Here is a 21,969-nt window from a genome sequence, read left to right as displayed (position 1 = left end):
CCAGCCCCATGCGGGGTGCGCTTCCCGAAAGGACCACCATGACCAAGCTCCGGCTGGCGATCGTCGGTGCAGGACCGGCGGGCATCTACGCCGCCGACATCCTGCTCAAGGCCGAGCGCAGGTTCGACGTGTCGATCGACCTGTTCGAGCAGCTCCCCGCCCCGTACGGGCTGGTCCGCTACGGCGTCGCCCCCGATCACCCGCGCATCAAGGGCATCATCACCGCCCTGCGCGAGGTGCTCGACCGCGGCGACATCCGCATCTTCGGCAATGTGCGCTTCGGTGAGGACATCACCCTCGACGACCTCAAGCACCACTACCACGCGGTGATCTTCGCCACCGGCGCCATCCGCGACACGAACCTCGACATCCCCGGCATCGACGCCGCCGGCTCCTACGGCGCCGCCGACTTCGTGAGCTGGTTCGACGGGCACCCCGATGTGCCGCGCGAATGGCCGCTGGATGCGGCATCCGTCGCGGTCCTGGGCAACGGCAACGTCGCCCTGGATGTCTCGCGCATGCTCGCCAAGCACGCCGAGGACCTGCTGCCCACCGAGATCCCCGACAACGTCTACGAGGGTCTCGCGGCGTCGAAGGTCACCGACGTGCACGTCTTCGGCCGCCGCGGGCCCGCGAACGTGAAGTTCACGCCGCTGGAGCTCCGCGAACTCGGCGAGCTGCGCGACGTCGACATGGTCGTCTACGACGAGGACTTCGACTACGACGACGCGGCGCGTGCCGCCATCGCGAGCAACAAGCAGGTCATGGTGATCGACCGCGTGCTGCAGTCGTGGCGCAAGCGCGACTCGGTCAACAACGCCGGCGGCACGGCGTCCCGGCGCCTGCACCTGCACTTCTACGCCAAGCCCGTGGAGGTGAAGAAGGATGCCGAAGGGCGCGTGTGCGCGCTCGTCTACGAGCGCACGCGCCCCGACGGCGAAGGCGGCGTCGTCGGCACCGGCGAGATGCGCGAGGTGCAGATCCAGGCCCTGTACCGCGCCGTCGGCTACTTCGGTTCGCCGCTGCCCGGCGTGCCGTTCGACAAGCGGCACGGGGTCATCCCGAACCGCGAGGGCCAGGTGCTGAGCAAGGACTCGAACGAGCGGGTCAACGGCGTGTACGCCACCGGCTGGATCAAGCGCGGACCGGTCGGTCTCATCGGCCACACCAAGTCCGATGCGATGGAGACGATCCGCCACCTCATCAACGATCAGGGCACGTGGTGGCAGCCGGCCGACCCGTCGGAGGAGTCGATCCCCGAGCTGCTGGCCTCGCGCGGCGTAGCGTGGACCGACCTGGAGGGCTGGCACCGCCTCGACCAGCACGAGATGGCGCTCGGCGCGCCGCACGAGCGTGCGCGGGTCAAGGTCGTTCCGCGCGACGAGATGGTGACGATCTCGCGCGGCGAGTGAGCGCGTCCGCCGGATCAGGTTGCCGAGCCTGCCCGACAGGTCGACGGCCTCTCCCACGAGGTCGCTGAGCCTGTCGAAGCGGGTCGCCCCGTAGGCTGAGGCCATGGCCGGGACGACTGCGGCGTGGGTCCCCGACATCCTCGGGAAGCCGTTCGAGCAGCTGACGCTGCCGCTGGGCGTGACCGGGGAGCACGGGGCGCTCGTCGCCACGCTGGTGCGCAGCATCCCGAATCCGGTGACGACCGCGTTCGCGTCGCTGCGGGATGTCGATGTGCTGTACGTGCACGGCTGGTCGGACTACTTCTTCCAGCGCGAACTCGCGGAGTTCTGGACGCGACGCGGCGCACGGTTCTATGCGCTCGACCTGCGCCGCTACGGTCGGAGCCTGCGCGATGGCCAGGCTCCCGGCTACATCGACTCGCTCGACGACTACGACGCCGACATCGGCGCCGCTCTGCGGGCGATGGGACATCCTGCCCCCGCGGCCCAGACGGCGGCCCCGCATGAGGCGCACGTCCTGTCCGCTCTCGCTGCGCGCACGCACGCACAGCCTGCGGGCGCGCAGCGGACGCACGAACAGCCTGCGGCCGCGCCGAACGTGCAGCCGCAGGAACCGGACAGGCATGAGCGGCGCCGCGGCCGCCGGCTCGTGCTGATGGGACATTCGACCGGGGGTCTCACGCTCACTCTCTGGGCCGCCCGCCATCCGGGTTTCGCCGACGCCCTCGTGCTCAACAGCCCGTGGCTCGAGCTGCAGCTCGGCCCGCTGGGCCGGCAGGCGCTCGCACCGCTGGTCGATATGCGGGCCCGGATCGATCCGCGGGGAACGCAGCCGGCCGTCGACTTCGGCTTCTACACGCGCGCGCAGGAGGAGATCGGCACGCTTCCGCACGCGGACCATCGCGCGCTGTGGCGGCCTGACCGGGGTTTTCCGACGGCACCCGGCTGGCTGTCCGCCGTGATGGCCGGGCACCGCCGCGTCGCGGCGGGAGTCGACGTCGGCTGTCCCGCCATGGTGCTGCTCTCGAAGGCTTCGACGGCACCGCTCTCATGGCGCGAATCGATGACGTCGACCGACTCTGTGCTGGTCGTCGACGACATCGCCCGCGCGGCGACGAAGATCGGCGAGCTCGTGACGATCTCACGCATCCGCGACGCCATCCACGACGTCTTCCTGTCGCGTGACGAACCGCGCGAGCGGGCGTACGATGCTCTCGACCGTTGGGTGACGGGCTACGCCGTACCGGACTGACGGACGCGAAATGTCCCCCGAAGAGGGGACAGCACACACCTTGCGAGCCGGGTTACCCTTTAAGGGAGATGTCCCCAGCATCTCAGGGAAGGCCCTCCCCAAGAATCCTTCCCGAACCGTCGTCCAGCGCCGCTGACCGGGGGGTTGGTAGCGAGAGCAGGCGACGTCAGGCCCCGGGTGTCCCCAGCACCCGGGGCCTTTTACGTTGCTTCCCCCCGCTCGACTACCGCCGCTTCGACGTCTTCTTCGGCGCCTCGGTGCCGCGCGCGAGCACGCGGATGAGCAGCACGTACGTCGTGAGCGAGAGCACGTAACCGGCGAGGTAGACGACGAGCTCTTGCGCCAGGAAGCGGCTGTAGTCGAGCTCGCCGTCGACGACCGCCGGCGAGCTCTGGCTGAGGAGGTAGGCCGCGGTCTGGCCCGCGGCGAAGATCGCCAGCAGGGCGAGCACCGCGAGGAGCGCGAACCAGATCCGGCTGCGCCACACGCGGGCCGTCGCGGCCATCGCCGTCGCGGCCGTCCACGCCGGCACCTCCGGGTCCAGCCACCCGTTCACCGTGGGGATCAGGATGATCGCCGCGATGAAGAGGCCGTTGAGAAGGGTGCCGCCGACTCCGGTGTATGCGGTGTCTCCGGTATCGGCGCGCACGAATGTCGGGATGAGCAGGATGACCAGCACAGGAAGCGTCGCGACGACGGCCGACAGCACGGCCCGGAGAAAGCGCATGGCCCGAGTGTAGGGCGACGGTGCGAGGGACGGATGCCGCGGACCGCGGCATCCGTCCCCTCCTCCTCAGGCTCACCGCCGTGCGGGGCGCGCCGGCAGCGGTGGCAGATCCCACTCATCGTTCGGTGTCCGCAGCACGTGCCAGGCGAGCACGCCCATGCACACGGACGTCGTGCCCCAGGCGATGAGGTCGAGCATGCGGCTCTGGAACACCACCAGGGCCACGAAGTGGAGCGGCTGCGAGATCGCCATCGCCACGCCCACGAGGATCGACGTCGTGCGGCTGACGATCATCGTGACGCCCAGCAGCACGGTGCCCACGATGTGGCCGATGACGAACACCACGCCGAACACCATCGTCGACGGCAGCATCCACATGGCCATGTTCAGACGGTCCATCTCGGCGGGCGTGAAGCCGGCGTCGTAGGCGGCCATGGTCGCCGCGTCCATGCCCCCGGCGAGCATCGCCAGGTAGGCCGGCACCAGGATCGCGGCCGTCCACGCGGTGAGACGTGGAGATCCCCGGCGCAGCAGCCGGAGTGCCGCGTACAGACCGGGAACCATCGTGAACGTCGCGGCGACGCCCAGCGCCATCACGAGTCGTTGCGCATCCGGGTCTGCAGTGACGGATTCCCCGACCGGCTCGAAGGGGATGACGAACCGGATGACGGCGACGGCCGCCGGCCCCACCGGCATCAGGGCCGCAGCCACGACGCGATCGAACGTGCGGAGGTCGGCGCGGCGTGGCGTGACGCCCGCCGCGGTGTCGACGGCGTTCATCGCCGCGACTCGATGCCGAGAGCGATCAGCGTGGCGACCATCACCGCGAGGAGGAGCCCGGTGGATGCCGCGACCACGGCGCCCGCCGGAACGCCCGGGACGAAGAATGCCGGCAGACCGGTCATGGCCGACAGGATCCTCACGCCCACGATGGTCCAGCCGGCCCACGCCGAACCGCGCCAGGCGAACGGGACGAGGACGAGCGTCGCCACGCCGAAGGCGATCATCAGCACGGCGACGGCCGTCGGAAGGAGGGCGGCCCCGCCGAGTTGCATGATGCCGCCGGCGATGTCGAGCGCACCGAGCAGGCCGGCGAGGGTGAGGCCGGTGCGGAGGACGCCCACGCGAGGACGTCGGGTGGAGACGGACGGGGTGGACATGAGCTGCTCCGTTCTGCGGACCGCGCTTCGGCCGCACGCCACATCGTCGTCGTCGCGCGGCTTCCGGGCCTGAGGGCACAGGCCGGACCGCCGGGCGGTGTCCGGGAGATCTCCCGGAAGGCCTGGGGGCGTACCCCTAGGGGCCGGGGCGGCAGAGCGGCAGAATCAAGCCATGGCCGGCGATGGCGTCACGCGGGTCGTCCTCGTGGACGACCACCCCGTCGTGCTGGCCGGTCTGGCGGCGCTTTTCGAGACGCTGCCGGGCATCGAGGTCGTCGGTCGGGCCGACGACGGCGAGGCGGCCGTGCGCGAGGTCGCGCTTCGCCGTCCGCATGTGGTCGTGATGGACCTGCGCATGGCGGGCACCGACGGCGTCGCCGCGACCCGGCGCATCGCTCAGGACTACCCGGAGGTCGCCGTCCTGGTCCTGACGATGTTCGACGAGGACGCACTCATCGCCGACGCGCTCGCCGCCGGCGCGCGCGGCTACCTGCTGAAGGGCGCGCAGCAGGAGGAGATCGAGCGTGCGATCCGCGCTGTCGCGGCCGGGGAGGCCATCTTCAGCAGTTCCGTAGCCTCCCGCGTGCTGCGGCACATCGCACCGACGCCGGCGGGATCGTCCCTGCCGCAGCTGACGGCGCGCGAACTCGAGGTGACGGACCTCATCGCTGCGGGACTCTCGAACTCGGCGATCGCGGAGCGCCTGGGCGTGGCGCCCAAGACGGTCGGCAACCACGTCTCGGCGATCTTCCTCAAGCTCGGCGTGGCCACCCGTGCCGAGGCGATCGTGACGGCAAGGGACGCGGGCCTGGGGAGGCGGACGTGACGACGCCCGAGCCCGCCTACGCGGGCGCACCGCTCGATCCGGCCGGGGCCGCCGCCAGTACCGCGGCTCCCGCCGTCCGGCGCGCCGGAGTCGTCGTCGCGTGGAGCGGCATGGTGGCACTGGTTGCGGCATCCGTCGTCGCCGCCATCGTGGCCGGCATGTCCCTCGACGAATGGCTGAGCTCGTACACGGCCTCGAACCTCGTGGTCGGCGTCGCCCTCGCCGCATCGGGGCTCTTCATCGCATGGTTCCGGCCGCGGCATCCGGTCGGCGTGCTCATGGCCGTCGCCGGTATGGGGCACCTCGTCTCGGCGGCTGTCGCACCGATCGCCACGCTCGGGCTGGACCAGGGCTGGCCGGAATGGACCACGCGAACCCTGACGACGGTGTACCTGGGCGCGTGGACGCTCGGGCTTCCCGCCCTCTTCATGCTCGCGCTGCTGTACTACCCCGATGGAAGGCTGCTCTCGCGGCGGTGGCGCTGGGCCGCGGTGTACTTCACCGTCGCCATCGCCTGGGTGCTCGTGTCGACCGTAGTCGGTCCCTTCGAGGCCATTCCGGGTGAACCGGGTTCGATGTCGATACTGGCGATCGCGGGCCTGGATCCCCAGACGCTCGACGCCGTGGGCCTCGTCGTGGGGTTCGCGGTCCTGCCGATCGCCGTCGCTTCCCTCATCGTGCGCTTCGTGCGCGGCGATGCGCGCACCCGGCGACAGGTCATGTGGCTCATGCTCGCCATACTCGCCATCGCCGTCTTCAACCTGCAGCGGTTCGTCACCGGGGACGGGCCGATCGTGCTCCTGTTCAGCACCGTGTTCGTGCCGATCGCGATCGCGATCGCGATCGTCCGCGAGGGACTCCTGGACATCCGGGTGGTGCTGTCGCGCACGCTCGTCTACGGCAGCGTCATCGCGGTGGTCGTCGCCCTCTACGCAGGACTCGTGGCCGCACTCACGCTGGTGGTGCCGGCCGACGCGGATCGGACTGTCGCCGTGGTCGCCGCCGTGCTGGTCGCTCTCCTGTTCAACCCCCTCCGACTGCTGGCGCAGCGCGGAATCGGCCGGCTCTTCTACGGCACCCGCGACGATCCTGCGACAACGGCGGGGCGGGTCGGCGCGGCGATCAGTGCGGACACGCTCGATGAGGTGCTGCACGAGCTGCGCCAGGCATTGCGGATGCCGCGGATCGCCGTGCACGCGGGCGGTCGAGTCGTTGCGGCAGACGGTGTCGATCCCGCGGACGCCGCCCACGATTCCCTTCCGTTGGGCCGGGACGCTGTGCTCGTCGTGACGCTGCGAGCGGGCGAGGTGCGGCTCCACGAAGCCGACCGTCGGACCCTCGAGCTGCTCACGCCGTCGCTTGCGCTCGTGCTGCGCGAGCAGCGGCTCGTCGCCGAGCTGCGTATCGCGCGCGCGCAGACGGCGGAGGCGCGCGAGACCGAGCGCAAGGCGCTGCATCGGGACCTGCATGACGGTCTCGGCCCGACGCTGACGAGCGCGGCGCTGCACGTGGACGCCGCACGCAACCTCGTGCCCGACGAACCCGCGCGCGCCGACTCGATGCTGACGCAGGCTCGTGACGACCTCGGCGAAGCGCTCGCCGAGGTGCGCCGTGTCGTGTACGGCCTGCGACCGGTCGCGCTGGACGGTGACGGTCTCGTCGGTGCGCTGCGCGAGCAGGCGGGGCATCTGGCGGGGCTCCCGGTGACGCTCGAAATCGGTCCGCTGCCCGAGATCTCGCCGGCGGTCGAGCTCGCCGCGTACCGGGTGGTCGTCGAGGCCATCGCCAATGCGAACCGCCACTCGACCGCCAGCCGGGTGGTCGTCGCGCTGTCGGCCCGGTCAGGGACGCTGGAGGCCGTCGTGCGCGACGACGGGACGCCGGACGCAGGGTTCTCGCCGGGTGTCGGCATCCGCTCACTCACCGAACGTGTCGAAGAGCTCGGCGGCACCGTCGAAGTCGGGCCGTCGCCCGGCGGCTGGACCGTCGCGGCGCGACTGCCCCTTCCCGCGTGAGGCGCGCCTCCGGTGGTCGGCGAACGGGAGTGTCGGCCTCGAGATCGGCGGGCCTCACGAGGCGAGCGTCAGGATCGCCGAGGCGACGGCCTTCGGTGACGAGTGCTGTGCGACATGGTGGTGTCGCGGGATGAGCACTTGTTGAGCTGTCGGAGCGCTCCGGCGAAGCCGCCGGCACCATTCGAGTCCGGCGATCGGGTCGGCGCCGCCCCGGATGAGGAGGAGGGGCACGGCGAGGTCGGGCACGCGCTCTTCCAGCCGATAGGCGAGCATGTGCCGCAACTGCGTCAGATACCAGGGGACTCCGCAGCGCAGGTAGTCGGTGAACACGATCACGTTCACTGACGGAGGCTCACCCAGGGTGTCGACCGCGAGCGCGCGCGTCTGGCCGATCATGGTCCGGTGCCGGTCATCTGCGACCGGCCCCATCGCCACCACCGTCGTGACGAGGTCGGGGCGCTGGAGAGCCGCTTCGACGACCCACTGGCATCCCATCGAATGGCCGAGGAGCACCACCGGTCCGACGCCGAGTCCCGCCACGACCTGCCCGAGAGCGTGCGCCATCTCGGGCACGTCCAGGTCGCGGCGAGGCTTCGGGAGCCCGCCGAAGCCCGGCAGATCGATCGAGAAGACGGTACGGCGGGCCGCCAGCTCGTCGTGCAGCCGCGAGAGGTAGCGGTGGGACACGCCGATGCCGTGCACGAGCACGATCGCGGGTTCGCGGCTCTCCGGTGCGACGGACGACAGCACCCGGAACACGAGGTCTCCGACATCGACGCGCCACTGGGCCGGTCGCGCCCGGTCAGGCATGGACGTCTCGCTCCGTGGTGACCCGTGCCCTCTGCTCCGCCGACGCCATCCGGTCATGCTACGGCGTGCTCACGCCGGCCCGGGAGCCGTTGACAAGCCCCATTTCCGCCGCCTGCTCGTCGCTTTCCGCTCTCCTGGCGTTCACCCGGCGCGGCCAGCGTGTCGAGCGGGCGTGCACCCCGAGTCCCCACCGGGAGTCGTGCGCCCTCCACTCCCAGAGGAAAGGACGGCGCGCGCATGCGGCCGAGTTCGAGACGCCCCGACCCCAGCGGGGCGCAACGCACACACTGGACGAAGACAAGGGTGACGGCTGCGGGCATCGCGGCCGCGCTCCTCGTCACCGGATTGGCGGCACCCGCGGCATCCGCTGCACCGCTCTCCACGGCGAAGCCCAGCCCTGAGGCACCTCCCGTCGCACCGACGCTGACGCCGGCGGACGGCTCCTGGGTCGAGGGGACGGTCACCGTCGCCTCGGACGCGACCACCGCAGGCGACCCCGTGACGAACCTCACGATCGACGGCCAGGAGTTGACTGTGTCGCCGACACCGGGCCTGTCGCACCTGCTGTTCGACGTCGGCAGCAACTCGGCCGCCCTGTCGTACGCGAACTACCTCATCGTGAACGGGCACCGCATCGATCAGGACCGCACGTGGGTATCCGAGCGGGTCGACATCCCGATCCCGAACGATTGGCTCGTCACGGGCGAGAACACCATCGAGATCTTCGCCGGCACCGCGGATGCGGCATGCGGCGTGAACTACGACGACTTCGTCGTCACGGACGTCAGCCTCGAACTGCTCGGCGAGGTCGCCGACGGTGAGGACAACCCGTTCACGCTCAACTTCGGCGACGGAGACTGCGGCACGCAGACAGGCGACATCACCCACGCGGAGCTGTCGTTCTTCGTGCTCGGCGCTCCGCTCGCCTCGACCGGCCTGACAGCCGACGTAGACACGACCGCGCTGGCCAATGGACAGCACGAGATCGTCGCGACGACCGCCGCGGGCGGCACCGTGGCGCACGCCGTCTCGGTCAACAACGCGCCGGTCGGCGCTCCGCAGGTCTCGCCGGAAGACGGCACCCTGACCCGCGGCGTGCAGACCGTCTCGGCGTCGCTGCCAGCGAGCGGCGACGGCGGCGTGAGCGCCCTCACGGTCGACGGCGCCCCGGCTCCCGCGGCGGTCTCGCTCGGCGCCGGGTCGTCGATCTTCGCGTTCACGGTGGGCTCGAACTCGATTGAGCACCGGTACCAGAACCACCTGCTGGTCAACGGGCACAAAGTCGACATCCTCGGCGACTGGGTCAACCAGCGGGTCGAGGTGCCGGTTCCCAACCGCTACCTCGTTCCGGGTGACAACGCCGTAGCCATCGTCGCAGGCGACGTGAGCTCGAGCTGCGGCGCGAACCTCGACGACTTCACCGTCACCGAGCTCGCACTGCAGGTCAGCGACGGCACCGCTGCCGGTCGGAATGTCGCTACGTCGTATTCGATGGGCGACGGCAACTGCGGCTCCTCGACGACCGCCCTCGCCCGGGCCGACACGAGCTGGACGATCGACGCTCCCGCGGTCTCGACCCTGCCCACCCTCGGTTCCGGCGAGGCGACGTTCAGCTTCGACGTCGGAACCAACTCGATCGACGACGTGTTCGCCAACATGCTCTACGTCAACGGGATCCCTCAGCTGCTCGGCGGCGTCCACGTCGGCGAGCGGGTCGACATCGTCATCCCGAACGAGTGGCTGCTGCCCGGCTGGAACACGATCGACGTCGTGACCGGCACCACCGAGACCGGCTGCAACCGCGACGACTTCACGATCTCGAACCTCGCGCTCACGCCGGCCGCCGGCACCGCGACGGGTCAGCGCCTGAAGGCGTCGTACGCGATGGGAGACGGCACATGCGGTTCGAACGTCAACTCGTTCGCCGAGATCGACGTCCACTTCCTGGTGACGGATGCCTCGGCACAGGGCCTGCGCGCAGAGGTCGACACCGCCTCCCTCACGGACGGTGCTCACACGATCGCCGCCACGTCGACCACCGGTGAGACCGCGACGCGCCAGCTGCTGACCGACAACACCGCTCCGGTGATCTCGTCGAGCACTCCTGCCGTCGGTACGACGATCACCTCGGCGGTGGCGCTCGACGTGCAGCTCGAGGACGCCTCTGGTCTGATGGGTACGCCCGAGCTCACGCTCGACGGCGCCCCGGTCGCCCTCGGCGATCTCGTCGGACCGGGCCTTTCGGCCGGTCAGCACACGATCGCCGTGACGGCGACCGACTCGCTCGGCAACTCGGCGCAGCGCGAGGTGGCGTTCTCGTCGGCGGGCATCCCCGACGTGCCGACGGACCTCACGCCGACGACCGGCACGGGCGGAGTCTCGGGATCGGTGACGCTCGGCGCGACCGTCGGCGAGCCCGACGGCGGTGACGTCACGGCGACCTTCTCGCAGGCCGAGATCCTCACGCCCAACCAGGGATGGCAGGGCACCTCGACCGACGTGCCGACCAGCCTCGGGGTCGCCGGCGAGTCGAACATCGGCTCCACGAAGTCGCTGGCCCCGGGTGACGGCGTCACGCTGGACTCGCCGGTGGGCCGCGACGTGACGTACCAGCGGTTCGACGTGCAGCTCAAGGGACAGGTCGCCGATCCGGTGCTGCGCTGGGAGGGGGTCATCGACCCGACCCGCGTCGTCGCGCTGCGCGCCTGGAACCTCCAGGCGGCGGCGTGGGACGTCCTCGCCAGCTCGCGAGGCGCCCTCGAGGGCAACACGGTGCTCACCTCGCTGGTCGACGCCCGCTACATCGACGGCCAGCAGGTGCACGTCATGATCACCGGTGAGGATCCCTTCGCCGATGAGATCGACCCCGGCGAGGAGGGCTTCGCCGACCCCGCGTCGTACGACTTCTCGATCGCGCACTTCACCGACACACAGTACCTGTCGGAGGGGGCCGTCGAGCAGGAGACGGCGGCCGAGCGTGCGATCTGGGAGAAGGCGTACGGTGACACCACCCGCTGGATCGCCGACAACGCCGCGGACCGCAAGATCGAGTACGTCGCACACACCGGCGACATCATCGAGAACAACATCCGCACGCCCGCGGACGAGGCGATGATGCAGCAGGTGATCGGCGAGTTCGAGGTGTCATCGCGTCAGCAGGCGATTCTCGACGACGCCGGGGTCACCAATCAGGTGATCGCGGGGAACCACGACAACCGCTCCGGCACCGAGAACGGCCCCGAGGCCCTGTACAACCAGTACTTCGGCCCCGACCGTTACGAGGCGGCGGACGACGCGTGGATCGACGCCGAGTACGGCGGACCGTGGCGCGAGGGCGACAACCAGAACAACTACACCCTGTTCTCGGCCGGCGGCCTCGACTTCGTCGCGGTAGGGCTGTCCTACGGTGTCACCAACGAGGAGACAGCGTGGGCGGCGGAGATCTTCGCTCGCTACCCGGATCGCAACGGCATCCTGCTCTCGCACGACTACCTCGCCGCGAGCGCTCAGACCGACGGACGCAACTCCGGCTACGCGGCTCCCGACGGTGCTCTGCTGTACAAGAAGATCGTCGAACCCAACCCGAACGTGTTCCTCATCCTCGCGGGGCACATCCACGGCCTGGGTACGAACGTCAAGCCCGAGGTCGGCCAGGTCGGCCACGGAGTCGTCGAGCTGCTCGCGGACTACCAGGCGTTCACGGTCTCTGCCGAGCAGCTGGGCCTGACCGGGATCGGCGGATACGCGCCCACCGACAAGCTGCGCTTCGGCGCCAGCTTCCTGCGTCTGCTGCAGTTCGACGTGGACCGGTCGGAGATGCTCGTCGACACGTACTCGCCGTTCCTCGGCGAGTTCGGCGCCGACGAGTACGACCCGGCGCTGCGGTACCTGCCGGAGGCCGACAACATGGTGCTGCCGGTCGATCTCACCTCGCGTACGACGAGCTTCCGCACGGATTCGCTCGCGCTCTACAACCCGATCGCGGTCATCGGCGAGACGACCGCCGCCTCGGGTCAGGTGGCCTCAGTGACGTGGACGGGCCTGAAGAAGAACACCGCCTACGCGTGGTTCGTCGTGGCCCGGTCGGTCGGCGGCGGCGAGACGCCGTCACTGCCGAGCGTGTTCGTGACCGGCGACAAGGCGACAGCTGAGAGGCAGGTCACTCCTGAGCTGGCGCCGTACGCGACGCCGACCCCGACGCCCACGCCGAGCCCGGTGACGACTCCCGCCCCGGAGCCGTCGCCGACGGTGGAGCAGACGCCTCCCTCGTCGGAGTAGGCGGAGACCCTCGAGAGGGCCTGTTCCCCGCTGCACCGCGGGGAGCAGGCCCTCCCGCGCGCCGACGGCCGAGGATTCCGAGGTGTTCTCCCCGCGATCCCACGCCGTTCATCTGCATGAACGAGCATCACCCTGTCTGTGAAGGAGCCCGCTTGACCGCGCTGATACGCCGCCATCGGCTGGCCGCGATCCCCATCGCCATCGCCGTCGCCTCCGCTGCGGCATCCGTCCTCTTCACTCCTGCCTCTGCCCACGGCCACGGGTTCACCACGACCGTGTACGTGGATGCGACGGCACCGGTGCCGGGGGTGGTCCGTGCCGAGATCGGACTGGAGTACGACCTGCTGGTGCTGTCCGTGTCCGACGCCGAGGACGCGCCGGAGTTCTTCGAGGACGGCATGGACGTCTTCGGCACCGGCGAAGAGGCTGACGCGCTCAACGCGCATCCCGAGGCGATCGTCGACTACGTGACCGAACGTCTCGAGGTCTCGGCGGACGACGTCCCGTGCGTGCCGGAGCGCACCGGCGCGCTGAGGGTCACCGAGCGGCACGACGTGCCGTACGCCGTGCTCACGCTCGACTACGTCTGCGAGCAGGCTGCCGCGCACGAGCTGCGCAGCGCGCTCTTTCCCGACGAGGAGGGCTTCGTGCGGGGCACCGTCACGATCGTCGAGTACGCCGTCGATCACACCTCGGGCAGTGCGACATTGACGCGCCAGGAGCCGGCGTTCAGCACGGAGCAGGCGCTGTTCGAACGACTCGGGCGGTTCTTCGTGCTCGGATCCGAGCACCTGCTGTTCGGCATCGACCACATCCTGTTCCTCCTCGCCCTCATCGTCGGCTCCCGCCGTCTGCGTGACATCGTGCTGGCGGCGACGGCCTTCACCGTCGCGCACTCCGTGACATTCATCCTCGCCGCGCTGGGGATCGTGTCGTTGCCCGCCGCGCTCGTGGAGCCGCTCATCGCGCTGTCGATCGCGGTGGTCGGCTGCTGGTATCTCTGGCGGGTGTGGCGTCAGCGCCGAGAGCCGGCGCAGCTGTACGCATCGCCGACCGACACCGGGTTCGACCGCACCCAGATGGCACGATTCGCCGTGGTCTTCGGATTCGGGCTGCTCCACGGGGTCGGCTTCGCCGGCGCCCTCGGCATCCACGAGCCCTCGTCCTGGTCGCTGCTCGGTGCGCTGCTCGTTTTCAATCTGGGGATCGAAGCCGTGCAGGTGGCGATCATCGTCGTGACGTTCCCCATCCTGCTGGCGGTCCGCAAGGCGGCCCCGAGAACGGGTCTGGTCGTCGGAGTCGTCATCGCCGCGGGCGTGACCGTGGTGGGGCTGGTCTGGTTCGTCGAGCGCCTGCTCGGGATCGGCTAGACCGGAAAGCAGCGGTGACCGAGGCGTCCGCTGACCCACCCGCGCTAAGGTGCGGCTATGGCCAAGACGACGAAGGCACAACGCCAGGCGCTGGACGCGATGGACGACGCCGCGGCGGCGGCCAAGCAGGCGAAGAAGGCGGCCAAGGCTCTGCCTGGCAAGAGCGCCAAGAAGCTGCGCCAGCTGTCCGAAGACGCCCGAGACGCCGCCGATGTCTCGAAGAAAGCGCTGCGAAAGAAGCCCGCCAAAGTTGCCGAGCGTGCCACGCGAGCGGCGGACAAGCTCGTGAAGGCGACGGCCCAAGCGGTCGCCAAGGCCGAGAAGAAGGCCCGTCTGCGGGCAGAGGCCGAGCGCACCACGGCAGAAGCGGCGCGGGTGAACGCCGAGGCAGACCAGCTCGCACAGCTATCGCAGGCGGCCAAGGCGTCGGCGCGCAAGGCGCCCGCACGACCCGCGTCCCGCGCGAAAGCTCCAAACTCGCCAGCCATCGGCGAGGACGCTCCCGCCGCACCGCGTGCGAGGTCCTCGCGAGCGGCTTCCGCCACGGGCCGGCACAGTGCATCCGACCTCTCATCGCTCACGGTCGCCGCGCTGCGGGACCGCGCCCGGGCGGCCGGCAAGACGGGGTACTCGCGCCTGAGCAAGGCGCAGCTCGTCGCGCTCCTGTCCTGAGGCGCAGCCGGCGGAGGAGCGGCCGGATCGTCGCTGCGAAGAGCTCGGGCCGCGGCATCCGTTCTCACCCCGTCGGTCGGCGCGTCGCAGCCGAAGTCGTTGCGGGCGGGCGGCGGGGTGCCATGATGGCCGCACGCGAGATGGATCGAGGGACCGATGCCTGGGATGGGAACGCGCGTGTCGATCGCGGTCGTGTCGGTCGCGGTGACCGCGGTGGCGCTTGCGGGATGCGCCGGCGAAGTCAGCGATGTCGAGCGTGCTCAAGCCAAGGTGTCGGCGAGCGAGGATGCGGTGGCCGAAGCCCAGGACGCGTTCGATGCGGCATCCGACGAGTTCTGCCAGGCGGGGGAGAGCTACATCGAGGCGCTCGACCGCTACGGCGATGTGCTCAACGAGACCGCGCCGACGGTCGGCGACGTCCGGACTGCGGGAGCCGATCTCGTCGAACCTCGTGATGACGCGCTCGACAGCGCTCAGGCTGCGGTCGACACGCAGGCGGACCTCGTATCGGCGGAGCAGGAGCTCGCCGACGCCCGCGCAGAACTCGCCGCAGCCGAGGCCGGCCCCACCGGCACACCCGCCCCGGTCGACACAGCGATGCCGTCCGCGTCGCCGCTGGCTCCCGCCGCGACCGTCGACCGCGTCGACCAGGCGGAGTCGGAGTTCGACGCCGCGCTGTCTGCCGTCACCGACGACACACCTCTGTCCGATGCGTCGGAGCTGTTCAACAGTGCCGCGGTCGAGCTGGAGATGGCATGGCTGCGGCTGTTCGCCGATGCCGGATGCCTCGCCGACGAGCAGCAGCAGCAGGCCGAGGCAGCCGTCCGGGCATACACGACCGCCCTCCAGCAGGAGCTGACGACCGCGGGGTACTACACCGGCGCCGTCGACGGCATCTACGGTCCCTTGACCGTCGAGGCGGTCGAGAGCCTGCAGGAGGCGCAAGAGCTGCCGGTCACCGGCACCGTCGACAAAGCGACCGCGGAAGCGCTCCAGGCGGAGCTCATCGCGCTGGGCGGGGTCGCCGCGCAGGATGCCGTGGCATCGACGGCTGCCGTGCAGCAGACCTTGAAGCTGACCGGCTTCTGGGACGGCCCTGTGGACGGCGTCTGGACCCCCGAACTCACCGAAGCCGTCGCCGCGTTCCAAGTCGAGCTGGGCGTCGAGCCGACCGGCACCGTGGATGCCGCCACCATCGCCGCGTTCGAGCAGGCGATCTCCGAACTCCAGCAGGCGACTCCTACGCCCAGCCCATCGAGCTCCGACGGATAAGCGATCACCGACAGGCGTCGTCAGTAGTAATCGTCGTAGACGTCGTGGCCGGGATCCATGCTCGGCGGATTCTCGGCCCACTCCATCAGCTGTTCGTCGGATCGCTCGAGAAGCTCGAACCGCACCCCGATATGAGGGGTGATCAGCGCGGTGATGGTCGATCTTCCGATCGTCTCGAATTGGACGAACCCGCCCCCATGCCGCACCGCCTCCACGATCAGTCGCTTCAGCTCGCCGACGTCCTGGCCGGGGTCGAGGATGAACGCCTGACCATCCACGCGAGCCCTTGTGATCTCTGCCACGGTGCACCCCGTCTCCGTCGGTCTATCGAGAGTAGTCCCGAATCGCTAGACAAACTAGAGAAGTGGCTGTCGGCGTCGCGACCCTCGGCGCTCGGATCAGCGGGTCAGCGGTAGTTGACGAACTGCAGGTCGACCTCGAGGTCGGCGGCCTTCAGCAGGCGCTGCACCTCCTGCAGGTCGTCGCGGGACTTGGACTGCACGCGCAGTTCGTCGCCCTGGATCTGCGACTTGACGCCCTTGGGGCCTTCGTCGCGGATGATCTTGGAGATCTTCTTCGCGTTCTCCGACGAGATGCCGTCCTTGATCGTCGAGACGATCCGGTACTCCTTGCCGCTGGCGAAGGGCTCGCCGGACTCGAGGCTCTTCAGCGAGATGCCGCGCTTGATGAGCTTCGACTGGAACACGTCGAGCACGGCCTTCGCGCGCTCCTCCGTGCTCGCCTTGATGAGCACGGACTCGCCGCTCCACTCCACGGAGGCGCCGGTGCCCTTGAAGTCGTAGCGCTGCTCGATCTCTTTGCGCGCCTGGTTGAGGGCGTTCTCCGCCTCCTGGTGGTCGACCTTGCTGACGATGTCGAACGAGGAATCTGCCATGCGGGGAAGTTTAGTGGCCGAGCGGATGCTGCGCCCCGGTGTCGTGGCGGTGTCCCCGCGAGCCCGAGCCGATCAGACGCGGGAAAGCGCCTGCAAGCGATTCCAAATCTTCTCGTTTTATCACAGCCGGATATCGATCCGAAGCCCGTGTTGCCAGATTTCGCGGCGCAAGGTAAGAATGTAAGCGCTTGCATTTCGCAGCACGAGTCACAGCCGCACTGTCGCGATCGGCAACGCGGCCGAACTCACTCAGTACTCCAGAGAGGCACTGCACCGATGAAGGTGAACAAGAAGAGCTGGCTCGCTCTCGGCGGCCTGGCCGTCGCATCCATCGTCCTCGCCGGCTGCGCCGGCAGCGGCACCCCCGCCGACAGCGATGAGGGCGACGCATCGACGGCACTGACCGTCTGGGTCGACACCGAACGCGTCGACGCGCTGAAGGACGCCGCGGAGGCCTACTCCGAGAAGACCGGTGTCGAGGTCGACCTCGTCGGCAAGGACGTCGACAACATCAAGAACGACTTCATCCAGCAGGCGCCCACCGGCCGCGGACCCGACGTCGTCATGGGCGCGCACGACTGGCTCGGCGAGCTCTCGTCGAACGGCGTGGTCGCCCCGATCGAGCTCGGCGACACCGCAGCCGACTACGCTCCCGTCGCGCTGCAGGCGTCGACCTACGAGGGCACGACCTACATGCTCCCGTACGCGGTCGAGAACATCGCGGTGCTCCGCAACGCCGACCTCATCCCCGAGGCCGCTGCGAGCTTCGACGACATGATCGCCAAGGGCACCGCGGCAGGCCTCGCCACGCCGTTCGTCGTGGAGCAGGGCGTCGAGGGCAACCCGTACCACCTGTACCCGTACCAGACGGCGTTCGGCGCACCGGTGTTCGGCACCGACGCCGAGGGCAACTACGACCCGACCGACCTGCAGATGGGCAACGAGGGCGGCTTCCAGTTCGCCACGTGGCTCGGCGCGCAGGGTGCCGCCGGTGCGTTCAACACCGACATCGACGGCCAGATCGCGAAGGACAAGTTCCTCGCGGGTGAGGCGGCCTTCTGGCTGACCGGCCCGTGGAACGTGGGTGCGGCGGTCGACGGCGGCATCAACGTCGCGATCGACGTCATCCCCAGCCCGACCGACGCCCCGGCGCAGCCGTTCGCCGGTGTCAAGGGCTTCTTCGTGAGCTCGGAGTCCGACAACAAGGTCGCCGCGAACGACTTCCTGGTCAACTACATCGGCACCGAGGACGTCCAGCTGTCGCTGTTCGAGGCCGGCAACGTGCTGCCCGCCCTCACCGCTGCCGCCGACGCGGCCGCGTCCGACCCGATCGTCGCCGGCTTCCAGGCCGTCGGCGCCGAGGCCGTCCCGATGCCCGCGATCCCGCAGATGGGTGCGGTCTGGGAGTTCTGGGGCGTGGCCGAGGCTGCGATCATCAACGGCGCCGACCCCACCGCGACGTGGCAGAAGCTCGTCGATGACGTGACCACCGCCATCCAGTAAGCAGTCCGTCGCGGTCCCGCGGACCGCAACGGTGACCGGGGCGGGTGCTCGCGCACCCGCCCCGGTCATGGCACTACTCACGACGAGGACGAAGCATGACCGACACCCTCACGACGGCGTCCGAAGACACGGCGCCTCCGAGCCCACGGCAGCGCAGCGCCGCTCGCATGGCCGATGCCGCCGGCGGCCGCCTGCGCTGGCTGATCTTCAAGATCGCGCTGCTCGCGATCGTGGACGCCGTCGCCGTGTTCGCGGTGTTCGTGCTGTTCCTGCACAACGAGTGGCTCGTTCTCGCCCTCGTCGCGGCCGTGACGATCCTCGTGAACTGGATCTACTTCTCCCGCAAGCAGATCCCCGCCAAGTACCTGACGCCGGGCATCCTCCTGCTCATCGTCTTCCAGATCTTCACGCTCGTCTACACGGGCTACATCGGCTTCACCAACTACGGCACGGGCCACAACGGCAGCAAGGACCAGGCCGTCGCCTCGCTCATGCGGTCCTCGCTCGTGCGCGTCGAGGACTCGCCGACGTTCGACGTCACCGTGGTGGAGCGCGTCGGCGAGCTCGGGCTGCTCGTGACCGACCCCACCGACGGCGACGTCTCGCTGGGCACCAACCTGCAGCCGCTGGAGCCGGTCGACGACGTCACGATGGAGGGCGGCAAGGCCGTCGCCGTCGACGGCTGGACGACGCTCCAGTTCGCGGACGTGCTCTCACGCAGCAATGACATCGAGGCGCTCGCCGTGCCGTACAGCGACGACCCGAACGACGGCGCGATCCGCACGCAGGACGGCCAGAAGGGCTACCTGTACGTCTCGACCCTCGAGTACGACGCGGCGGCCGGCACGATGACCGACACCACCACGGGCACCGTCTACACCGACAACGGTGAGGGCGCGTTCGTCTCGGCCGAGGGGGAGGAGCTGCTTCCGGGCTGGCAGGTCTTCGTCGGCTTCGAGAACTTCGTCAAAGCGGTGACGGATGCCTCCATCCGCGGCCCGCTCCTCTCCGTGACCGCGTGGACCTTCGTGTTCGCCGCGGTGTCGGTGGCCTCCACCTTCTTCCTCGGCCTCCTGCTCGCGCTGGTGTTCAACCACAAGGGCATGCGCTTCAAGAACACCTACCGGATCATGCTGATCCTGCCGTACGCGTTCCCCGCCTTCCTGGGGGCCCTGGTGTGGGCGGGCATGATGAACGAGAGCTTCGGGTTCATCAACCAGGTGCTCCTGGGCGGGGCCGAGATCCCGTGGCTCACCGACCCGTGGCTCGCCAAGGTCTCGGTGCTCCTGGTGAATCTGTGGCTGGGCTTCCCGTACATGTTCCTGGTGTGCATGGGCGCGCTGCAGGGCATTCCGGACGAGGTCAACGAGGCCGGAGTGATGGACGGTGCGAACCCGTGGCAGATCTTCCGCCGCATCAAGCTTCCGCTGCTGCTGGTGACGGTGACCCCGCTGCTGATCGCGTCGTTCGCGTTCAACTTCAACAACTTCAACCTGATCTACATGCTCACCGGCGGCGGTCCGCGCATGGAGGACACGGCGATCCGCGTCGGGCACACCGACATCCTGATCTCGATGGTCTACAAGGTGGCGTTCACCGGCGAGAACCGCGACTACGGCCTCGCATCCGCCTTCACGATCCTCATCTTCATCGTGGTCGCCCTGATCTCGATCGTCAGCTTCCGCAAGACCAAGGCCCTCGAGGAGTTGAACTGACATGACCGAGGTCCGACTGTCACACAGTGACCAGACCGTCGCCGAGAACGCGACGGATACGGCGACGGCGTACGAGCCGACCAAGCGCCGCCGTTCCTTCGGCCGGTGGTTCGCCGACACGGGGTGGCGCCATGTCGTCGCGATCGTGGTCTCGATCTTCGCCATCTTCCCGCTGCTCTACGTGCTCTCGGCGTCGCTGAACCCGCAGGGCACCCTGACGGGCTCGAACCAGCTGTTCTCGGCGATCGGCATCGACAGCTACGTGCGCATCCTGACCGATCCGCAGATCCCGTACCCGATGTGGTTCCTCAACACGATCCTGGTCGCCACGATCACCGGCTTCGTCATGGTGTTCATCGGGGCGCTCGCCGCGTACGCGTTCTCGCGCATGCGCTTCGCGGGCCGCCGCGTGGGCCTGATCACGATCGTGGTGGTGCAGATGTTCCCGCAGCTCCTCGCCGTGGTGGCGATCTTCCTCATGATGAGCGCCATCGGCGACTGGTTCCCGGCGATCGGCCTGAACACGCTCAGCGGCCTGATCCTCATCTATCTCGGCGGTGCGCTGGGGGTCAACACGTACCTCATGTACGGGTTCTTCAACACGATCCCCAAGGAGCTCGACGAGGCGGCGAAGATCGACGGCGCCGGCCATGCGCGCATCTTCTTCACGATCATCCTGCGGCTGGTGGCGCCGATCCTCGCGGTGGTGGGCCTGCTGTCCTTCATCGGCATCGTCAACGAGTACGTCATCGCGAGCGTCATGCTGATCGACCCCGAGAAGCAGACCCTCGTCGTCGGGCTGACGAAGCTGGTCTCCAACCCCCGCTACGCCGACTGGTCGGCGTTCTCGGCGGGTGCCGTCATGGCGGCGATCCCGGTGGTCGTGGTGTTCCTGCTCCTGCAGAAGTACATCGTGGGCGGACTGACCGCCGGCGCGACCAAGGGCTGAGACGACCCCGAATCGGCAGAGCGGATGCCGCGGCATCCGCTCTGCCCGTTCTGACGCGCCCGCGTGCCCGCGGTACGCCGCGCTCGGGCTGTGGACAGTCGGTGACACCTAGTCGCAGGATCCTGCACACTGAGTCCCATGTCAGCGTTGACCACCATCGGGCTGCCCGTAGCCCTCGGCATCATCATGCTCGGCCTCGGCCTGAGCCTCACTCCCGGCGACTTCGCCCGCGTCCTCAAGCAGCCGAAGGCGGTGATCGTCGCGCTGCTGTGCCAGCTGATCCTGCTGCCCTTGATCTGCTTCGGGCTCGTGCTGGCATTCCAGCTGCCGCCGATCCTGGCGGTGGGCATGATGATGCTCGCGGCCTCGCCGGGCGGCACCACCGCCAACCTCTACAGTCACCTGTTCCGCGGCGATGTGGCCCTGAACATCTCGCTCACGGCCGTGAACTCGGTGATCGCGGTGTTCACGCTCCCGCTCATCACCAACCTCGCGATCCTGTACTTCAACCCCTTCGACGATCAGCTGGGGCTGCAGTGGGCGAAGACCGTCGAGGTCTTCGCGATCGTGCTGCTGCCGGTCGCCCTCGGCATGATCGTGCGGCACTTCTGGCCGCGTTTCGCGAAGGCGATGGACAAGCCGGTGCGGATCGCGTCGGTCATCATCCTCGTCGTCGTGATCGTCGGCGCCGTCGCGCAGAACTGGGCGCTGCTGCTCGAGAACTTCGGGCGGCTGTCTCTGATCACCATCGTCTTCTGCCTCATCAGCCTGACCGTCGGCTACTTCGCCCCGCGGCTGGTCAGGGTGGGCAAGCGGCAGTCGATCGCGTCGTCGTTCGAGATCGGCATCCACAACGCCACCCTCGCGATCGTCATCGCGCAGACGGTGCTCGGCTCGGTCGAACTGTCGCTGCCGGCGGCGGTGTACGGCGTGCTCATGTTCTTCATCGCGTTCGGCTTCGGCTTCCTCATCCGCGGCCGCTCCGGGGCGGCCGACGACACCGCGTCCGACCCGGTCGACGACACCGCAGCCCCGGCCGCGTCCGCCTGAGAGCGGGGCGGACGGATGCCTCCGCCGTACGGCGTCGATCACCGCTCCCCGGCGAGGGGGGTG

General features: G+C 69.2%; 18 protein-coding genes. 12 read left to right on the top strand and 6 right to left on the bottom strand.

Annotated features, from left to right (window positions below; all coding sequences use genetic code 11):
* Positions 1-38 precede the first annotated feature (38 nt).
* Entirely contained in the window at positions 39-1,412 is a 1,374-nt protein-coding gene (locus tag ABG085_RS15155) for an FAD-dependent oxidoreductase (RefSeq protein ID WP_347976553.1), read from the top strand.
* A gap of 103 nt (positions 1,413-1,515) precedes the next feature.
* Positions 1,516-2,664 (top strand): alpha/beta hydrolase, encoded by a 1,149-nt coding sequence (locus ABG085_RS15150; protein ID WP_347976552.1) that lies wholly within the window; start codon positions 1,516-1,518, stop codon positions 2,662-2,664.
* 223 nt (positions 2,665-2,887) lie between these two features.
* Here the strand turns inward: ABG085_RS15150 and ABG085_RS15145 are convergent, their stop codons facing one another.
* From ABG085_RS15145 to ABG085_RS15135, 3 genes are all read right to left on the bottom strand, one after another.
* Positions 2,888-3,391, bottom strand: a complete 504-nt coding sequence (locus tag ABG085_RS15145; RefSeq protein WP_347976551.1) for a hypothetical protein — start codon at positions 3,389-3,391, stop codon at positions 2,888-2,890.
* A gap of 72 nt (positions 3,392-3,463) precedes the next feature.
* A complete protein-coding gene (locus tag ABG085_RS15140) occupies positions 3,464-4,171 on the bottom strand; it encodes a hypothetical protein (RefSeq protein ID WP_347976550.1) in 708 nt (235 codons plus the stop codon).
* Positions 4,168-4,551 (bottom strand): hypothetical protein, encoded by a 384-nt coding sequence (locus ABG085_RS15135; RefSeq protein ID WP_347976548.1) that lies wholly within the window; start codon positions 4,549-4,551, stop codon positions 4,168-4,170. Before ABG085_RS15135 ends, ABG085_RS15140 begins: the two co-directional genes overlap by 4 nt.
* Positions 4,552-4,723: 172 nt before the next feature.
* Here ABG085_RS15135 and ABG085_RS15130 point away from each other — a divergent pair, with 172 nt between their 5' ends.
* Both ABG085_RS15130 and ABG085_RS15125 read left to right on the top strand, forming a co-directional pair.
* Positions 4,724-5,377 carry a response regulator transcription factor gene (locus tag ABG085_RS15130; RefSeq protein ID WP_347976547.1) on the top strand — a complete coding sequence of 218 codons (654 nt, stop codon included), beginning with the start codon at positions 4,724-4,726 and terminating at the stop codon, positions 5,375-5,377.
* The gene (locus tag ABG085_RS15125; protein ID WP_347976546.1) at positions 5,374-7,392 is read left to right on the top strand and encodes a histidine kinase; all 2,019 of its coding nucleotides are present in this window, start codon (positions 5,374-5,376) and stop codon (positions 7,390-7,392) included. The genes ABG085_RS15130 and ABG085_RS15125 overlap by 4 nt, the downstream gene beginning before the upstream one ends.
* Before the next feature lie 54 nt (positions 7,393-7,446).
* Here ABG085_RS15125 and ABG085_RS15120 read toward each other — a convergent pair whose 3' ends face one another.
* The gene (locus ABG085_RS15120) at positions 7,447-8,202 is read right to left on the bottom strand and encodes an alpha/beta hydrolase (protein ID WP_347976545.1); all 756 of its coding nucleotides are present in this window, start codon (positions 8,200-8,202) and stop codon (positions 7,447-7,449) included.
* A gap of 303 nt (positions 8,203-8,505) precedes the next feature.
* Between ABG085_RS15120 and ABG085_RS15115 the strand changes: the two genes are divergently transcribed.
* The 4 genes from ABG085_RS15115 (at position 8,506) to ABG085_RS15100 (ending at position 15,794) form a co-directional block, all read left to right on the top strand.
* Positions 8,506-12,480: a metallophosphoesterase gene (locus ABG085_RS15115; RefSeq protein WP_347976544.1), complete on the top strand. Its 3,975-nt coding sequence runs from the start codon at positions 8,506-8,508 to the stop codon at positions 12,478-12,480.
* A 152-nt stretch (positions 12,481-12,632) separates the two neighbouring features.
* Entirely contained in the window at positions 12,633-13,850 is a 1,218-nt protein-coding gene (locus ABG085_RS15110; RefSeq protein WP_347976542.1) for a HupE/UreJ family protein, read from the top strand.
* 57 nt (positions 13,851-13,907) lie between these two features.
* On the top strand, positions 13,908-14,522 hold the full coding sequence (locus tag ABG085_RS15105; protein WP_347976541.1) for a hypothetical protein: 615 nt from the start codon (positions 13,908-13,910) through the stop codon (positions 14,520-14,522).
* Positions 14,523-14,687: 165 nt separating this feature from the next.
* Positions 14,688-15,794: a peptidoglycan-binding domain-containing protein gene (locus ABG085_RS15100; RefSeq protein WP_347976540.1), complete on the top strand. Its 1,107-nt coding sequence runs from the start codon at positions 14,688-14,690 to the stop codon at positions 15,792-15,794.
* A 20-nt stretch (positions 15,795-15,814) separates the two neighbouring features.
* Here the strand turns inward: ABG085_RS15100 and ABG085_RS15095 are convergent, their stop codons facing one another.
* Both ABG085_RS15095 and ABG085_RS15090 read right to left on the bottom strand, forming a co-directional pair.
* On the bottom strand, positions 15,815-16,096 hold the full coding sequence (locus tag ABG085_RS15095; RefSeq protein ID WP_347976538.1) for a hypothetical protein: 282 nt from the start codon (positions 16,094-16,096) through the stop codon (positions 15,815-15,817).
* A gap of 104 nt (positions 16,097-16,200) precedes the next feature.
* Entirely contained in the window at positions 16,201-16,689 is a 489-nt protein-coding gene (locus ABG085_RS15090) for a YajQ family cyclic di-GMP-binding protein (protein WP_194413071.1), read from the bottom strand.
* Between the two features lie 276 nt (positions 16,690-16,965).
* Here ABG085_RS15090 and ABG085_RS15085 point away from each other — a divergent pair, with 276 nt between their 5' ends.
* The 4 genes from ABG085_RS15085 to ABG085_RS15070 all read left to right on the top strand — a co-directional run bounded on the left by ABG085_RS15085 (position 16,966) and on the right by ABG085_RS15070 (position 21,906).
* Positions 16,966-18,192 (top strand): extracellular solute-binding protein, encoded by a 1,227-nt coding sequence (locus tag ABG085_RS15085; RefSeq protein WP_347976537.1) that lies wholly within the window; start codon positions 16,966-16,968, stop codon positions 18,190-18,192.
* 95 nt (positions 18,193-18,287) lie between these two features.
* Positions 18,288-19,907 (top strand): ABC transporter permease subunit, encoded by a 1,620-nt coding sequence (locus ABG085_RS15080; RefSeq protein ID WP_347976536.1) that lies wholly within the window; start codon positions 18,288-18,290, stop codon positions 19,905-19,907.
* Between the two features lies 1 nt (position 19,908).
* The gene (locus tag ABG085_RS15075) at positions 19,909-20,856 is read left to right on the top strand and encodes a sugar ABC transporter permease (RefSeq protein ID WP_347976535.1); all 948 of its coding nucleotides are present in this window, start codon (positions 19,909-19,911) and stop codon (positions 20,854-20,856) included.
* Positions 20,857-20,994: 138 nt separating this feature from the next.
* Complete coding sequence (locus tag ABG085_RS15070; protein ID WP_347976534.1) at positions 20,995-21,906, top strand: bile acid:sodium symporter family protein; 912 nt, start codon at positions 20,995-20,997, stop codon at positions 21,904-21,906.
* Positions 21,907-21,969 lie beyond the last annotated feature (63 nt).

Origin of the sequence: Microbacterium sp. ProA8 (assembly GCF_039905635.1) — a bacterium.
Classification (GTDB): Bacteria; Actinomycetota; Actinomycetes; order Actinomycetales; family Microbacteriaceae; genus Microbacterium; species Microbacterium chionoecetis.
Note: the sequence above shows the minus strand (reverse complement) of the source record. Positions and strands in the feature narration are given on the sequence as shown.

What these genes read in the sequence shown, in the direction of transcription:
- ABG085_RS15070 (WP_347976534.1), top strand. Translation starts at nt 20,995, where the DNA reads ATGTCAGCGTTGACCACCATCGGGCTGCCCGTAGCCCTCGGCATCATC.
- ABG085_RS15085 (WP_347976537.1), top strand. Translation starts at nt 16,966, where the DNA reads ATGAAGGTGAACAAGAAGAGCTGGCTCGCTCTCGGCGGCCTGGCCGTC.
- ABG085_RS15150 (WP_347976552.1), top strand. Translation starts at nt 1,516, where the DNA reads ATGGCCGGGACGACTGCGGCGTGGGTCCCCGACATCCTCGGGAAGCCG.
- ABG085_RS15140 (WP_347976550.1), bottom strand. Translation starts at nt 4,171, where the DNA reads ATGAACGCCGTCGACACCGCGGCGGGCGTCACGCCACGCCGCGCCGAC.
- ABG085_RS15155 (WP_347976553.1), top strand. Translation starts at nt 39, where the DNA reads ATGACCAAGCTCCGGCTGGCGATCGTCGGTGCAGGACCGGCGGGCATC.
- ABG085_RS15145 (WP_347976551.1), bottom strand. Translation starts at nt 3,391, where the DNA reads ATGCGCTTTCTCCGGGCCGTGCTGTCGGCCGTCGTCGCGACGCTTCCT.
- ABG085_RS15105 (WP_347976541.1), top strand. Translation starts at nt 13,908, where the DNA reads ATGGCCAAGACGACGAAGGCACAACGCCAGGCGCTGGACGCGATGGAC.
- ABG085_RS15130 (WP_347976547.1), top strand. Translation starts at nt 4,724, where the DNA reads ATGGCCGGCGATGGCGTCACGCGGGTCGTCCTCGTGGACGACCACCCC.
- ABG085_RS15075 (WP_347976535.1), top strand. Translation starts at nt 19,909, where the DNA reads ATGACCGAGGTCCGACTGTCACACAGTGACCAGACCGTCGCCGAGAAC.
- ABG085_RS15080 (WP_347976536.1), top strand. Translation starts at nt 18,288, where the DNA reads ATGACCGACACCCTCACGACGGCGTCCGAAGACACGGCGCCTCCGAGC.
- ABG085_RS15090 (WP_194413071.1), bottom strand. Translation starts at nt 16,689, where the DNA reads ATGGCAGATTCCTCGTTCGACATCGTCAGCAAGGTCGACCACCAGGAG.
- ABG085_RS15120 (WP_347976545.1), bottom strand. Translation starts at nt 8,202, where the DNA reads ATGCCTGACCGGGCGCGACCGGCCCAGTGGCGCGTCGATGTCGGAGAC.
- ABG085_RS15100 (WP_347976540.1), top strand. Translation starts at nt 14,688, where the DNA reads ATGGGAACGCGCGTGTCGATCGCGGTCGTGTCGGTCGCGGTGACCGCG.
- ABG085_RS15135 (WP_347976548.1), bottom strand. Translation starts at nt 4,551, where the DNA reads ATGTCCACCCCGTCCGTCTCCACCCGACGTCCTCGCGTGGGCGTCCTC.